At 68.3% G+C, this 13,228-nt stretch carries 16 protein-coding genes; 8 read left to right on the forward strand and 8 right to left on the reverse strand.

Features of this window, described 5'->3' with window-relative positions:
• Window positions 1–90 precede the first annotated feature (90 nt).
• A complete protein-coding gene (locus AJAP_RS17890; RefSeq protein WP_038523315.1) occupies window positions 91–846 on the reverse strand; it encodes a thioesterase II family protein in 756 nt (251 codons plus the stop codon).
• A 161-nt stretch (window positions 847–1,007) separates the two neighbouring features.
• On the opposite strand from AJAP_RS17890, the gene AJAP_RS17895 reads away from it, so the two are divergent.
• Complete coding sequence (locus AJAP_RS17895) at window positions 1,008–1,385, forward strand: hypothetical protein (protein WP_038513142.1); 378 nt, start codon at window positions 1,008–1,010, stop codon at window positions 1,383–1,385.
• Here AJAP_RS17895 and AJAP_RS17900 read toward each other — a convergent pair.
• Window positions 1,382–2,245 carry an alpha/beta fold hydrolase gene (locus tag AJAP_RS17900; RefSeq protein ID WP_038513145.1) on the reverse strand — a complete coding sequence of 288 codons (864 nt, stop codon included), beginning with the start codon at window positions 2,243–2,245 and terminating at the stop codon, window positions 1,382–1,384. The two genes, AJAP_RS17895 and AJAP_RS17900, sit on opposite strands and share 4 nt — an antisense overlap.
• Before the next feature lie 57 nt (window positions 2,246–2,302).
• On the opposite strand from AJAP_RS17900, the gene AJAP_RS17905 reads away from it, so the two are divergent.
• On the forward strand, window positions 2,303–3,130 hold the full coding sequence (locus tag AJAP_RS17905) for a helix-turn-helix domain-containing protein (RefSeq protein WP_038513146.1): 828 nt from the start codon (window positions 2,303–2,305) through the stop codon (window positions 3,128–3,130).
• Here AJAP_RS17905 and AJAP_RS17910 read toward each other — a convergent pair.
• Window positions 3,101–3,790, reverse strand: coding sequence for a hypothetical protein (locus AJAP_RS17910; protein ID WP_038513148.1), 690 nt, complete (start codon window positions 3,788–3,790; stop codon window positions 3,101–3,103). The two genes, AJAP_RS17905 and AJAP_RS17910, sit on opposite strands and share 30 nt — an antisense overlap.
• 99 nt (window positions 3,791–3,889) lie before the next feature.
• Here AJAP_RS17910 and AJAP_RS17915 point away from each other — a divergent pair, with 99 nt between their 5' ends.
• Window positions 3,890–4,738 (forward strand): fructosamine kinase family protein, encoded by an 849-nt coding sequence (locus AJAP_RS17915; RefSeq protein ID WP_038513150.1) that lies wholly within the window; start codon window positions 3,890–3,892, stop codon window positions 4,736–4,738.
• Window position 4,739: 1 nt separating this feature from the next.
• Here AJAP_RS17915 and AJAP_RS17920 read toward each other — a convergent pair whose 3' ends face one another.
• On the reverse strand, window positions 4,740–5,414 hold the full coding sequence (locus AJAP_RS17920; protein ID WP_038513152.1) for a TetR/AcrR family transcriptional regulator: 675 nt from the start codon (window positions 5,412–5,414) through the stop codon (window positions 4,740–4,742).
• Between the two features lie 92 nt (window positions 5,415–5,506).
• On the opposite strand from AJAP_RS17920, the gene AJAP_RS17925 reads away from it, so the two are divergent.
• Window positions 5,507–6,232 (forward strand): SDR family oxidoreductase, encoded by a 726-nt coding sequence (locus tag AJAP_RS17925; protein ID WP_038513154.1) that lies wholly within the window; start codon window positions 5,507–5,509, stop codon window positions 6,230–6,232.
• A gap of 153 nt (window positions 6,233–6,385) precedes the next feature.
• On the opposite strand, the gene AJAP_RS17930 is transcribed toward AJAP_RS17925, so the two are convergent.
• Window positions 6,386–6,649: an amphi-Trp domain-containing protein gene (locus tag AJAP_RS17930; protein ID WP_016334492.1), complete on the reverse strand. Its 264-nt coding sequence runs from the start codon at window positions 6,647–6,649 to the stop codon at window positions 6,386–6,388.
• An 82-nt stretch (window positions 6,650–6,731) separates the two neighbouring features.
• Window positions 6,732–7,328, reverse strand: coding sequence for a formylglycine-generating enzyme family protein (locus tag AJAP_RS17935; protein WP_038513156.1), 597 nt, complete (start codon window positions 7,326–7,328; stop codon window positions 6,732–6,734).
• Between the two features lie 43 nt (window positions 7,329–7,371).
• On the opposite strand from AJAP_RS17935, the gene AJAP_RS17940 reads away from it, so the two are divergent.
• Complete coding sequence (locus AJAP_RS17940; protein WP_038513157.1) at window positions 7,372–8,007, forward strand: GNAT family N-acetyltransferase; 636 nt, start codon at window positions 7,372–7,374, stop codon at window positions 8,005–8,007.
• Here the strand turns inward: AJAP_RS17940 and AJAP_RS17945 are convergent.
• The gene (locus AJAP_RS17945) at window positions 7,940–9,085 is read right to left on the reverse strand and encodes a Cmx/CmrA family chloramphenicol efflux MFS transporter (RefSeq protein WP_038513159.1); all 1,146 of its coding nucleotides are present in this window, start codon (window positions 9,083–9,085) and stop codon (window positions 7,940–7,942) included. The two genes, AJAP_RS17940 and AJAP_RS17945, sit on opposite strands and share 68 nt — an antisense overlap.
• Window positions 9,086–9,457: 372 nt before the next feature.
• On the opposite strand from AJAP_RS17945, the gene AJAP_RS17950 reads away from it, so the two are divergent.
• Window positions 9,458–10,537, forward strand: coding sequence for an NAD(P)H-dependent amine dehydrogenase family protein (locus AJAP_RS17950; RefSeq protein WP_038523317.1), 1,080 nt, complete (start codon window positions 9,458–9,460; stop codon window positions 10,535–10,537).
• Window positions 10,534–11,013 (forward strand): carboxymuconolactone decarboxylase family protein, encoded by a 480-nt coding sequence (locus AJAP_RS17955; RefSeq protein WP_038513161.1) that lies wholly within the window; start codon window positions 10,534–10,536, stop codon window positions 11,011–11,013. The genes AJAP_RS17950 and AJAP_RS17955 overlap by 4 nt, the downstream gene beginning before the upstream one ends.
• A gap of 42 nt (window positions 11,014–11,055) precedes the next feature.
• Here AJAP_RS17955 and AJAP_RS17960 read toward each other — a convergent pair whose 3' ends face one another.
• Entirely contained in the window at window positions 11,056–12,597 is a 1,542-nt protein-coding gene (locus AJAP_RS17960) for a GMC oxidoreductase (RefSeq protein ID WP_038513163.1), read from the reverse strand.
• 173 nt (window positions 12,598–12,770) lie between these two features.
• Here AJAP_RS17960 and AJAP_RS17965 point away from each other — a divergent pair, with 173 nt between their 5' ends.
• Window positions 12,771–13,136, forward strand: a complete 366-nt coding sequence (locus tag AJAP_RS17965; protein WP_038513165.1) for an RNA-binding S4 domain-containing protein — start codon at window positions 12,771–12,773, stop codon at window positions 13,134–13,136.
• Window positions 13,137–13,228 lie beyond the last annotated feature (92 nt).

Raw genomic sequence — 13,228 nt, forward strand, 5'->3', positions numbered from 1 at the left:
TCCTCCCGCGAAACGCCTGTTACGGGACGAAATTAAGGGGGCGGCTCCGGGCGCGGCGACCGTCGGACGACGTCACCGGTGTAAGTCGCCCTAGGCCACTTCCGGCTCGGCGGCCACGAAGGCCGCTTCCAGACGGCGGATCCGCGCCCAGAACTCGGCCTCTCGGCCGGAGTCGAGAACGCCCAGGTAGCCGCCGGGGACGACGCGGCCCACGAATGGCCCGGACGTCCACACCCGCCAGCCGCCCGTGGCGTCGTCGCCCGAAGCGGACGCGGGATCGTCGGTGCCGCGGATCGCCGCGACCGGGCACGAGAGCTGGGTCCTGGCGGGCCCGCGGTAGGCGTTCAGCAACTGGAGATCGCCGAGTAGCAGGTCCAGGGCGTACTCCCAGCTTTCGGGCGAATCACGGTAGCCCGCGACGGGGGTGAGCCCGGTGCGGCCGAAAACCCGTGCCATCGCCGAGGCCCCCGCTTTGGCGTTCTTGTCCGGTGAACGCCGTTGCGGGGCGCAGGCGTCCACGACGATCAGCGCGCGAGGCGACACACCCAGCCGTTGAGCCGTTTCCAAAGCGACGAAGGCGCCCATGCCGAAGCCGATGGTCACGGAACGGGAGAACCAGGCCGTCGGCATCGCGGCGGCCGACTGCGCGGCGAGTTCTTCGACGGCGGAAGCGGGTGACTCCGCGAGCCTTTCCCCGTGTCCGGGGTATTCGACGCCCCGAACGTCCGCATCGGCCGCGCCGGCGAGCGGGTCGAACGCGCGCAGCGTGCCGCCGGCGGGGGGAAACACCAGGTAGCCGCGGCCACGACTGTCTGATGTGGACAGTGGAACGAGTGCGGCCGTCATGATCCGAAAGATACGCGCCATTAACCCGAATGGGGTAACGGTTCGGATTCGACCAAGATCAATTCACCCACGAGGGGGAGCTCTTCGGGAAAAGATGCCCGGCCGTGTCGTATCTGGCACTCCCTGTTCGACGTCTTGATAAGAGCCGGAAGGAGAAAGCGATGAACACCACGACACTGGCCTCGACCACGCGGCTGAACCCGGTGAGCCGCACCCTGCCGGTTCTGCTGGCGATGGAGGACGACGCGGAAGACGTCGGCCGCCTGTCCCCGGACGACCGGCTGACCTGTCACGTGCACGGCCGCTGGATCCACCAATGCGTGGCTTCGCCGCTGCACGTCAACCCGATCACACGGCACCGCTGGTGCCGTTCGTGCGCGACCGCGTTGACCGTCTCCATCGACGAATTGTCCGGCGACGTCACGATGTTCTGCCCTCGGTGCGGTCACGGCGAAAGCGCCGCCTCCGCCCGGCTGATCGCCGCGTGCCGGGCCAGCCTGGCCGCCGCGCGCCGTCGTTTCGGTGCTCAGGCCGCTTAACCGACCCGGCCGAGGACGCGCTCGATGATCCGGTCGCGATCCAGCGGGCGGAGATAGAGATAGTGACCGGCGTCCGGCAGGATTTCGACGTCGGCATGGGGGATGAGGCTTTCGAGCCGTGTGGCGGCGCTGACCGGATCGTGCACGACGCTGCGTCCGCCGAACAGGGCGAACGTGGGCACTTCGATGGACCGTAACGCGGCTTCGCTCGGGCGAACCTGGAACGGCACCCGGGCGCGATAGCACCGGATCCCGGCGAGGATCAGCCGCGCGGCGGGCTGGTCGAGGACGTCCTCCCCGGCGGTCCACGCCACGAACCGCCGCCACAGGCGATCGTTGTCGAGTACGGCCACGGGCAAGCCGTACCAGGACACGCGCCGGGAGAACGGCGCCGAAACGGTGGTGGCGTCCAGCAATCCGATGGACGCGAGTCTTCCCGGCGCGTGGATCGCCTGATTGACCGCGTGCCAGCCGCCGGTCGAACCGCCCACGAGATGCACGTCGGTCAGTCCCAGGTTCTCGAAGACGTCGTTCAGAGCGCTCGCCCGGTCGCGGATGTCTTTGAACGGGGCCTTATGCACGCTTCGGCCCGCTTCGCCGAGGGTGTCGATCGCGTAGACCGAGTGCCGCTCCGCCAAAGCGGGGATCAGGGTCGCGAAACAGGCGGAAGTGGCCATGAGCCCCGGCAAGAGGACGATCGGCGTGCCGTCGTTCCCGTAGCGGTAGACCCGCGTGGTGCCATGGTGCGTTTCGACGTCGAAGACCGCGTCCGGGTCCGGGCACTCGGCCATGGCGCGGTCATAGGCGGCGAAGTAGTGCTTCTCGGCCGCCGGATTTTTGAAACCCCCGATTTTCTGCATGAGCGGAACGCTAGGCAAAGCCGCGTTTCCGGTCTTGAACGAAAGTAAGGTGAAGGCATGGGCGGGTGGGGTCTCGTGGTGCCGCGGCGGGATATCGCCCGCGCGCCCGGCGAGCGGGTTCTCCGGTGGCCCCATCCCGCGCTTGCCGCCCACGTGGCGAGCTACGTCGCGCACGACCTACCTGACGTGGGCGCGAACTCCTGGCAGATCACCCCGTTGTCAGTGCTCACCTGGATGATCGACCTCGACGCCCCGGCCCGCGGTGCCGGGGTTCCCCCTTCGCCGGTGCTGGGGCTGCGAGACCGGCCGTTGCGTGTCGAACAGACCGGGGCTTCGCGCGGGATCGTGGTCACCCTGACCCCGCTCGGTGCGTACGCGTTGTTCGGGATTCCGTTGCGGGAACTGACGAATTCGGTGGTCGCGGCGTCCGCGCTTTTGCCGGTCGGGGCGTTGACCGAGCGGCTGGCCGGGGCGGCGGACTGGGCGGAGAGATTCCGGCTGCTGGACGAGTATCTCGCGGCGAAGCTGGCTCGTGGCCCCGTGCTGGCCGCCCCGGTCCGGCACGCGTGGGACCGGCTTTCGGCGGGCCCGGTCCGCATCGACGCTCTCGCGGACGAGGTCGGCTGGAGCAGGCAGCATCTCAACGCCCGGTTTCGCGAACAGATCGGGCTGAACCCCCGCACGGCCGGGCGGATCGCCCGGCTCAATCGGGTGCTGGCGTTGATGAGCCGGGCGTCGTCCCTTCCGTGGGCCGAGGTCGCGCACCTGGGCGGCTACAGCGATCAGGCGCATCTCGTCCGGGAGTTCCGGGCGTTGACCGGGTGCAGCCCGACCGAGGCGGGGAAACCGGCGGGGCTATTTGTTCCGCCACGTGACGGCGCGTGAATCGGCGCTTTCGTAAGGCTGCGAGGTGTACGACAGCGAAGTGATCGGATCGGACGCGACCCCGAAGTGCAGACGGCAGGACTCGAAGACCGCGCCCTTGGTCGAGAAGTCCTTCGGTGCGAAATTCTGGTCTTCGCACCCGGTGACGTCGGCGTCGCCCATGCCCAGAAGCGAACCCGGCCAGCCGCCGCTCTTGGTCTTCGCGCTGAGGATCGGGGTGTACACCTCGGCCATGTTGGAGCCGTCGACGTTGGTGAGCTTTTCGCGGACGAAGAAGAAATTCTTGCCCCGCAGCTTCGCCTTGTCCTCGTCCTTGAGCGGCAGGCCGTCGATGTCGGCGTCGGGCGCTTTGACCGATTCCACGGTGACCGTCAGCCCGATGACGCCCTTCGCGTAGTGGCTGTAGAACGGAATGATCGCCTGCTCGCCGAATTTGAGCTTCGTACCCGGTTTGACCGCCTCGCCGGTGACCTCCAGGGTCGGCGTGGTGGTGAGATACGGCTTCGGCGTCGTCGTCGGTTCACTGGCCGACGTCTCGCCGGAAGTGATGGCGCCGGCGCTCCGGGCCTGACCGACGTTCTGCGGTGCTGTGCAGCCGACCAGCGCGGCACCGAGCATCGCGGTGACGACGGCATGACGAACTCTCGGACGTGTGGGCACGACCGATCTCCCCTCGGAAAAGTGAAAACATTTGGATTTCCCCCGAAGTGCACTTTAGCCAACGAGCGTTCACCCGATCGGCGGAGGTAGGTTGCGGACATGACCCAGGTTTCGCCGCCTGCCGAGGCTGCCACGAGGATCACCGGACGCGCTGTCTCCGGGCAGAGGAGCCTCTCGAGCGGGGTGACCGAAGTGGTGCTGGACAGCGGCGACACCGTGGTCGTCAAACGGGGCCATGCCCGCAACGCGATACCCGCGGAGGCCGCGGGCCTGCGGTGGCTGGGGGAGCCCGGTGCCGTGCGGGTGCCCGAGGTGCGCGGCCACGACGACGAGTGGCTGGTCACGGATCTGGTCGGCGGAGGGCGGCCGACTCATCACGCCGCGGAGCGGTTGGGGCGGGGGCTCGCGGCACTGCACGCGGCGGGCGCGCCCGCGTTCGGCGCGGCGCCGCCGGACGGCCCCGTCGACGCGTGGATCGGCCTGGCCCCGATGAAGAACACGGCAGGGGAAGACTGGTCGCGGTGGTACGCCGAGTATCGAGTCCTGCCCTATGTCCGTCGTGCGGTCGACGAGGGCACTCTGAACGCTGACGAGGCCGCGGTCATCGAGCGGGCCTGCGCGCGGCTCCCGGAGGTGGCGGAACCACCCGCGCGCCTGCACGGCGACCTGTGGAACGGCAACGTGCTGTGGGGACCTGTCGAAGCCTCGCTCATCGACCCGGCGGCGCACGGCGGCCACCGCGAAACCGATCTCGCCATGCTGCAGTTGTTCGGCTGCCCGTTGCTCGACCGGGTGCTCGCCGCCTACCAGGAGGTCGCCCCGCTCGCCGACGGCTGGACCGACCGGATCGGCGCGCACCAGCTGTTCCCGCTCCTGGTCCACACCGTCCTTTTCGGACGGTCGTACGCCGGTCAGGCGGTCGCGGCGGCGAAGGCCGTCGGCCGGTAGGTCACCGGGCGAGGCGGTCGAGCCATTCGGCGAGCATCGCGTGCTCGGCCGGGGTCAGCACGTCCCCGGGTTCCTTCTCCAGCGCGGCTTTGAGTGCGATCGCACGGCTGGGGATGTCCGACGCCTCGTCCGCGCTGTCGGTGGTGATGGCCGCGATGACATGTTCGCGCGCGGCGACGATCAGGTCCGGGTCGCGTTGGTCGGGCGGGCTGGCGAGGAACGAGAGGATCACGCCCATCCCGGTCGCGTGCACCAGCTGCGCGGCCTGTTCGACCGGGACACGCAACCTGCCGGCCTCGGCGATGCGGCCGACGATCCGGCGGAGGATCGCGTCCGCCTCACGACGGGCTTCGCGGACGCGGGGCTCGCCGTACATGAGCATGTAGAAGGCGGGCTGCTGTAGGCCGAACTCGACGTGCAGGTCCCAGCCTCGCCGCAGGTCGCCCACCGGATCGTCGGTCTCGCCGAGAGCGTGTTTCCCCTCCAGATAGCTCTTGAAGCCATACGTGGCGACTGCGTCGAGCAGCCCGTCCTTGTCGCCGAAGATCCGGTAGAGCGTGGGCGCCTGCACTCCGGCGGCGGCGCTGACCGCACGCGTCGACAACGCCTCACGCCCGCCCTCCCGCAGAAGCTCCGCGGCCGCGCGGACCAACCGGTCTTTCGTCGTCAATGTCATGAATCGACGATAACACTCGTCCGGTAGCAGTGGTTCGATATCGGTGATACTGTGATGCCGTTACCAATGGAAACGCCTGATGGGAGCAAGTCATGGCACGCGTAGCGATCGTCACCGGCGGGTCGCGGGGCATCGGCAGGGAATCCGCGGAGCGGCTCGCGTCGGATGGGTTCGCGGTCGTCGTCGTGTACGGCGGCAACAAGGACGAGGCGCAGGCCGCGGTCGACGCGATCACCGGCAGGGGCGGCCAGGCGATCGCGGCCCAGGCCGACGTCGCCGACGAGCAAGCCGTCGCGGCCGTCTTCGACACCGCGGAGAAGACCTTCGGCGGTGTCGACGTCGTGGTCCACGCGGCGGGAATCATGTATCTCGCGCCGGTGGCAGAACTGGATCTCGACCGGCTGGACCGGTTGCACCGCACCAACATCCGCGGCACCTTCGTGGTCGACCAGCAGGCCGCCCGCCGCGTGCGCGACGGCGGCGCGATCATCAACTTTTCGACTTCGGTGCTCGGTCTCGCCCTGCCGGGATACGCCGCCTACGCCGCCACGAAGGGCGCCGTCGAGGCCGTCACGCTGGTCCTCGCCCGCGAACTGCGCGGCCGCGACATCACCGTGAACGCGGTCGCCCCCGGCCCGACCGCCACGGCGCTGTTCCTCGACGGCAAGGACGAGGCGACCATCGCGGGCATGGCGGCGCAGCCCCCGCTCGAACGCCTCGGCACCCCGTCCGACATCGCCGAGGTCGTCTCGTTCCTCGCCGGTCCGGCGCGGTGGGTCAACGGGCAGGTTCTTCGCGCCAACGGCGGCATCGTCTGACGCCCTCGTGAGTGGTGACGACGGTTGGGCAGGTTGTGAAAGCCACTTTCGCAACGTTGAAGGTTGCGAAAGTGGCTTTCACAACGTCAGCGGAGGTTGCATCGCCGACGCTCGGGGCTCCCTTGGCCCGCAACTTGTCCTTTGTGGACAGATTCAGACGACGGTGCCCTCGGCGTCATCGTCCGAGTCGGTCTCCTCGATCTTCCACTTCAGCTGGAACTCGACCTCCTCCTCACCGTCACCGCGCTCGTGCTCGATCGAGAACTGCGCACGGGCGGGGACGCGGAAACGTTCCCCGGCGATCTGGATGCGGAACGAGGTCTCGGACTCGAGCGCATCGGCGAGCCTGCGCAGTTTCGCGACGACGTCAGCGGTGGAGTAGACGCGTTCGACGTCTCGGGGAGCGGTTCCGGTCACGGTTTCCTCCAGAGGTCCGACACCCTGGCCGGGTGTCCTGGCGTCATTCAATCGGGTGATCGACGCGTGCGAGAGGCCGGGGTCACAGTGACCGGGCGAGGCGGAAGCCCACGTCGTCGACGCGGAACGTGGGGTGGCTGCGACGCCGCACCGAGGCCCGGCAGCTCCACTGCTCGTCGAACCAGCCCCCGCCCTTCAACACCCTGTACTCGCCGTACACCTCGGCGTCGTAGACGTCCCAGCACCATTCCCAGACATTGCCGAGCATGTCGTGCAGGCCCCACGCGTTGGGCGCCTTCCCGCCGACGTCGTGCACGGACTCCGCCGAGTTCTCGCGGTACCAGGCGATCTCGTCGAGCGGTCCGTAACGGGGGCCGGTCGTGCCGGCGCGGCAGGCGTGTTCCCATTCCGCTTCGGTGGGCAGGCGGTAGCCGTTCGCGGACCGGTCCCAGGTCGGCGAATCCAGCTCATAGACGGGAGTCAGACCCTCGCGTTCGGACAGGGCGTTACAGAACAGGAGCGCGTCCTGCCAGGAGACGTCGACGAGGGGAAGCCACCCGGTCTCCTGGGTGACCGGAACCGGGGCGAGCAGGAACGACGCGACATCGACGGTCCAGTTCCGCTGCGTCCGCCGGTCCGCCAGCGTCGCCCGGCCTGCCGGGACGGTGATCATCTCCATGGTCCGGCCGATGTTACCCAGCCGGACCCGCCATGATGGGCGCGTGCCTCTGCTCATCGAGCCCGCTCTCCCCGCCGGTACCTTCCGCTCGACCCGGCAGCCGTGTCTGATCGTCGACGACAGGCTGGTGTTGCGGCCCTGGTGCGCTGACGACGCCGAAGACGTCGAAGCCGCCTTCGCCTGCCCCGTCATCCAGCGCTGGCACGTCCGCCGCATCGACGGGGCGGACGAGGCCCGCGAGTGGATCGCGAGCTGGGAACGGCGCTGGACGGACGAGACCGACGCGAGCTGGGCCGTGGTCGACGCGCGCGAAGACCGGCCGGTCGGGCAGGTCGGTCTTCGCGCGATCTCGCTCTTCGAGGCGTCTGCGCAACTGTCCTATTGGGTTCTCCCGGCTGCCCGCGGCGCGGGGATCGCGGGCGACGCGGTGGCGGCGTTGACGCGGTGGGCGTTCGAAACCGTCCGGTTGAACCGGCTATTCCTCCTGCATTCCACCGCGAACGCCGCCTCGTGCCGCGTCGCGGGCAAGGCCGGGTACGAACTCGAAGGCACGCTGCGCTCATCGATGTTGCACGTCGACGGGTGGCACGACGTCCACCTGCACGCGCGGCTCAGGAACGGACCGGCGACCTCTTCCGCAGAACGAACGGAAGCGGGACAAGTGCGATCGCCGCACTGATCCAGATGGCGTAGCGGTAGTCGGCCGTCGACTCCGTGACGAAACCGGCGAGCACCGGCCCGAGGAACGCGCCGACGTTGAGCGCGACCGTCGCGAACGAACCCCCGAGCGTCGGGGCTCCGGGAGTCACGTGCATGACCCGGGCCACGAGCGCGGAACCGCAGCCGAACGACAGTCCACCTTGGACGGTCGCCAGGGCGAACAACGCGATCGGGTGCGCGCCGGTGGCCGCGAGAGCGGCCCAGCCCACCGGCAAGGCGCACAACGCGAGCACCAGACCGCGCCGGAGTTCGCCGTCTCCCGTGCGGCCCGCCACCGTGACACCGAGGAAAGCGCCGACGCCGAACGCCGCCAGCAGCCCGGAAACCGCTCCGGCCGGAAGATCCGCGACGTCCGTCGCGATGACCGCGAGGAAGGCGAACGTCGCGAAGGTCGCGCCATTGACCAACCCGGCCAAGAGCATCGCCTGACGGACGGGACGCGCTTTCAGTTCGCGCGCTTCGCGCCTGATCGAGACTTCGGGCGGCGTCGCCGCGCCGGTGGGTGCCGAACGGAACACCAGCACCAGTGCGGGAAGGCACAAGGCGGCCACCGCCCAGAACGCGGAACGCCAGCCCGCGAGATCGCCGAGCACGGCGCCCGCGGGTACTCCGGCCACACACGACAACGTGATGCCCGCCAACAGGATCGCGGTCGCCCGCGCCTGTTTCCCTTGCGGCGCCAGAGCGACCGCGACCGGCATCGCCACGGCGAGGAATCCGGCGTTGACCACCGCCGCGACGACCCGGGTGCCGAACAGCAGCGGGAAGCTCGTCGTGACCGCGCCGATGACGTGCACGACGACGAAAGCGGCCAGGAACCCGGCCAACGCCCGGCGCCGGGGCCAGCGCGCGCTGAGCACGGCCATCGCGGGAGCGCCGACGATCATTCCGACGGCGTAGGCCGAGGTCAGCGTGGCGGCCGCGCCCACCGGCACGGACAGCTCACCGGCGATCCCCGGTACGAGACCGGAGGCCATGAATTCAGAGGTGCCTTGCGCGAAAACGGCAAGGCCGAGGACATAGACGAACAGGGGCAACGGAGGACTCCCATGGGAAAGTGAGCAGGAGGAGCCGTGCGCTGGACAGGAGGAACCCGGCCGGGCGCACGGAACAGCGCTCCGGTCACCGGGAGGCGAGAGGACCTAACGGCAGGACAGGAAGACTCGCCGCCGGATGACCGGCGGCGGGGTTCTGTCCGACTCGGGGCTCGTCACGAGAGCGCACACTACACAGACGTCGTGCGACCGGTCCAACGGATATCGCCGGTCAAGGGAAAACGGCGCTCGTTCCGCGTACCGGAACGGTTTCGTTGCCCGCTCGAATGAACCCGAGTAATGCGCTTTGACCTGCGGTTTTCGTGATTGTTTCGGTACTGGGAACCGCACTTGGATTCGGTTAACCTCGACTTCATGATTCCCACGGTTGTCTGGGGTACGGGCAACATCGGCCGTGCCTCCATCCGGGCCGTCGACGCGCATCCGGCGCTGGAACTCACCGGAGTGCTCGTGCACGATCCCGCGAAGGTCGGCCGTGACGCGGCCGCGCTCGCGGGGATCGACGGCGAACTGGGTGTGGCGGCGACCGAGGACGTCGAAGCCGTCATGGCGGCGGGTCCACGGGCGGTGGTGTACGCGGCGTCCGGTGACATCCGGCCCGCCGAAGCGCTGGCCGACATCGTCCGCGCGGTCCGGGCCGGGGCGGTGGTGGTGACGCCCGCGCTCTACGCGCTGTACGACCAGCGCAACGCGCCGGTCGAACTGCGTGAGCCGGTGCTCGCGGCGGTCGCCGAGGGCGGCGGTTCGCTGTTCGTCTCCGGGGTGGATCCAGGCTGGGGCAACGACATCCTGCCGTTGCTGATCAGCGGGCTCGGCACCACCGTGGACGCGGTCCGCTGCCAGGAGATCTTCGACTACTCCACCTACGACCAGCCGGATTCCGTCCGCTATCTGGTCGGGATGGGTCAGCCGATGGACTATCAGCCGCCGATGCTGGCCCCGTCGGTGCCCACGATGGTGTGGGGCGGGCAGGTCCGGCTCATCGCGCGCGGTCTGGGCGTCGAACTGGACGAGATCCGCGAGACGCTCGAGCGCCGCCCGCTCGAGGAAACCGTGACCACGCGGGCGATGGGCGAGTTCGAAGTGGGCACGCAAGGCGCCGTTCGGTTCGAGGTGCAGGGGATCGTGGACGGCGAACCCCGCATCGTCGTCGAGCACGTCACCCGGATCCATGCCTCGTGCGCGCCGGACTGGCCGATGCCGCCCAGCGGCGACGGCGCGCACAAGGTGATCATCGAAGGCCGTCCCAGGATCGAGGTCTCCGTCGAGGCCACCGACGAGGGCGAGAACCGGTCCGCCGGCGGCAACGCGACCGCGGTCGGGAGGCTGGTCGGCGCCATCGACTGGCTCGTGGACGCGAAACCGGGCCTCTACGACGCACTCGACGTCCCCTTGCGACCGGCCACCGGCAAGCTCGGAAGGAGCGCGCGATGAACATCGACATTCCCGAGGGCAAGGACCCGATCGGTTACGTGTGGGGTGAGATGGTGCCCGGGATCGGCGTCGCGGCGTCGAATCTCTCGCTCGCGGTGTACTCGCACACCACGCTGGGGCTGCGCGAGTTCGAGGCGGCCCGGCTGCGGATCGCGCAGATCAACGGCTGCGTCTTCTGCCTGGACTGGCGGACCGAACGCGACGGGGTGAAGGTCGAGGAGGAGTTCGCCGACGCGGTCACCGAGTGGCGCACCACCGACGCGTTCGACGAGAGGACCCGGCTGGCCGCCGAGTACGCCGAACGCTACGCGCTCGACCACCACGGCATCGACGACGATTTCTGGAAGCGGATGGCCGAGCATTACAGCCAGAAGGAGATCGTCGAACTGAGCATGAGCATCGGTTCTTGGCTCGCCTTCGGACGGCTGAACCACGTTCTGGGGATCGACACCGTCTGCGTTCTTCCGAAGATATAAGAATAGGCCGGGGTGGCGGCCCCGGCCTATTGTAGATCGTCGTCACAGATCGGTGGCGACGATCTTTTCGATGTTCCTTTCCGCCAGCGCGGTAATGGTGACGAACGGGTTCACCGACGTATTACCCGGAATCAACGCGCCGTCGATCACGTAAAGCCCCGGATGGCCGTGGAGCCTGCCGTAATTGTCGGTCGCCTTGCCGAGCACCGCGCCGCCGAGCGGATGGTAGGTGAGGTGGTCACCCCAGATCTTGTACGTGCCGAAGAGGTCGGTCCGGTAGATCGTGCCTTCCTTCGCGTTGATCTTGTCGAAGATCGTCTTCGCCATTTCGATCGACGGCTGTTTCCAGGCGGTCTGCCAGTTCAGGTCGACCTTGTTCGCGCTCGGGTTCCAGGAGAACGTCGCGCGGTTGAGGTTCTTGGTGATCGACAGGTAGAACGAGGCGTAGGTCTCGATACCGGTCGGCAGCGGCGCCACCTCGGCGAACGCCCCGCCCGCCGCCCAGTTGTCGATCCCCGCGGTGGGGATGGACGACTGCAGGGCCCCGGTGGCGTCCCACATGTGGTTCGCCCGGCCGCACATGACGTTTCCGTTGTCGCCCCAGCCTTTTCCGACCTCGTTGTTGAGGTTGGGCAGGGCGCCGGTCGCCTTGAGCTTGACCAGGAGCTTGCTCGTGCCGACGCTGCCTGCCGCGAAGAACACCTTGTCCGCGGTGACCGACTTCGTCGCCGTCACCGTGCCTCCGGTGTCGAGTTGTTCCATCACCACGGTGTATCCGCCGCCGGACGCGGGCATGACCGACGTGACGCGGTGCAGTGCCGAGATCGTCACCCGCCCGGTCGCCTTGATCCGCGGGAGATAGGTCTGCTGCAACGACTTCTTGCCCGCGTTGTTGCCGTAGAGGATCTCCCCGGCCAGCGCGGACCTCGGAACGGTGCCGGCCTGTTCCTTCTTCATGTAGTCCCAGTCGTACACGTCCGGGACGAACAGGAACGGGAAACCCGACCGCTGCGCGTGTTTCCGGCCGACTCGTGCGTACTGGTAGCACTCGGCGGTCTCGAACCAGTCCGGGTCGATGGTGGCCACACCGAGACCAGCGTTGGCGCGCGGGTAGTAGACGCCGTACATCTCGTCCGCGTTGACCGTCGGCAGAACCGATCCGAAGTTCTCGCGCTTCGGCGTGACGGCCATCCCGCCGTTGACCAGTGAGCCGCCGCCGACACCTCGGCCCTGGTAGACGGTGATGCCACTGAACTCTTCGGCGTCGAGGATCCCGGTGTGGCGCGGGACGTCCTTGTCGAGCGGGAAGCCGAGGAAGTTGCTCAACGGCTGCTTGGTCCTCGTCCGCAGCCAGAAGGAGCGATAGTCGGGCTTGGTGGTGTTGGCGAAGATCTTGCCGTCCGTGCCCGGGGTGTCCCATGCCATGCCGAGTTCGACGAGGTGGACGTCGACGCCGGCTTCGGCGAGCCGGAGCGCGGCGACACAGCCGCCGTATCCGGAGCCGATGACGAGCGCCGGGATTCGGGCGGCGTCGGCGATCGAACTTTTCGCGGAAGCCGTCCCACCGAGGGCTGCGGCCCCCAAGATAGAACCAGTTCCAGCAATAAAGAGGCGACGTGATAACTGTCCGGAAGCGCTTCTCCACATGGTTTCGTCGCTCACGTGATCTTCCTCACCGTTGAGGGATTTAGAACAAGTTATACCTGCGTCTATACCGAGTGGCAATAAAGTCGGCCGATAGGCCACTATGTACTGCTGTGGAGTCCACTCGAGTTGATCGTTGGCTGTGGGCCGTCCGGCTGACCAAGACGCGTCCGGACGCCGCAGCGGCCTGCCGTGGCGGCCATGTCCGCGTGAACGGCAAACCAGCCAAACCCGCGACCACCGTCGTGGCGGGGGACGAGGTCCGTGCGCGGGTTCACGACACGACGCGGATCTTGGAAGTCACGCGGGTGATCCAGAAGCGGGTCGGTGCCGTCGACGCGGCGACCTGTTTCATCGACCGGACGCCGGCGCCGCCGCCCGAGGCTGCCGTGCCGGTCGCGCGGCGGGAGCGGGGCGCGGGGCGTCCGACCAAACGGGAACGCCGGGTTCTCGACCGCTTCCGCTCAGGAGAGCGCTGACCGTTCACATACGTGGACGTGATTCACATCCGTTGACGGACGCCAGGGACGTGAACTATAAAGACGGGGTCCGGGTGTACACGCCGCAACAC

The sequence above is a fragment of the Amycolatopsis japonica genome, assembly GCF_000732925.1.
Taxonomy (GTDB): domain Bacteria; phylum Actinomycetota; class Actinomycetes; order Mycobacteriales; family Pseudonocardiaceae; genus Amycolatopsis; species Amycolatopsis japonica.

Excerpts from the sequence above, each read along its gene's own strand:
- AJAP_RS17935 (WP_038513156.1), bottom strand. The coding sequence starts at position 7,328 with ATGGAGATGATCACCGTCCCGGCAGGCCGGGCGACGCTGGCGGACCGG.
- AJAP_RS17915 (WP_038513150.1), top strand. The coding sequence starts at position 3,890 with ATGACCCAGGTTTCGCCGCCTGCCGAGGCTGCCACGAGGATCACCGGA.
- AJAP_RS17950 (WP_038523317.1), top strand. The coding sequence starts at position 9,458 with ATGATTCCCACGGTTGTCTGGGGTACGGGCAACATCGGCCGTGCCTCC.
- AJAP_RS17925 (WP_038513154.1), top strand. The coding sequence starts at position 5,507 with ATGGCACGCGTAGCGATCGTCACCGGCGGGTCGCGGGGCATCGGCAGG.
- AJAP_RS17955 (WP_038513161.1), top strand. The coding sequence starts at position 10,534 with ATGAACATCGACATTCCCGAGGGCAAGGACCCGATCGGTTACGTGTGG.
- AJAP_RS17920 (WP_038513152.1), bottom strand. The coding sequence starts at position 5,414 with ATGACATTGACGACGAAAGACCGGTTGGTCCGCGCGGCCGCGGAGCTT.
- AJAP_RS17900 (WP_038513145.1), bottom strand. The coding sequence starts at position 2,245 with ATGCAGAAAATCGGGGGTTTCAAAAATCCGGCGGCCGAGAAGCACTAC.
- AJAP_RS17895 (WP_038513142.1), top strand. The coding sequence starts at position 1,008 with ATGAACACCACGACACTGGCCTCGACCACGCGGCTGAACCCGGTGAGC.
- AJAP_RS17890 (WP_038523315.1), bottom strand. The coding sequence starts at position 846 with ATGACGGCCGCACTCGTTCCACTGTCCACATCAGACAGTCGTGGCCGC.
- AJAP_RS17905 (WP_038513146.1), top strand. The coding sequence starts at position 2,303 with ATGGGCGGGTGGGGTCTCGTGGTGCCGCGGCGGGATATCGCCCGCGCG.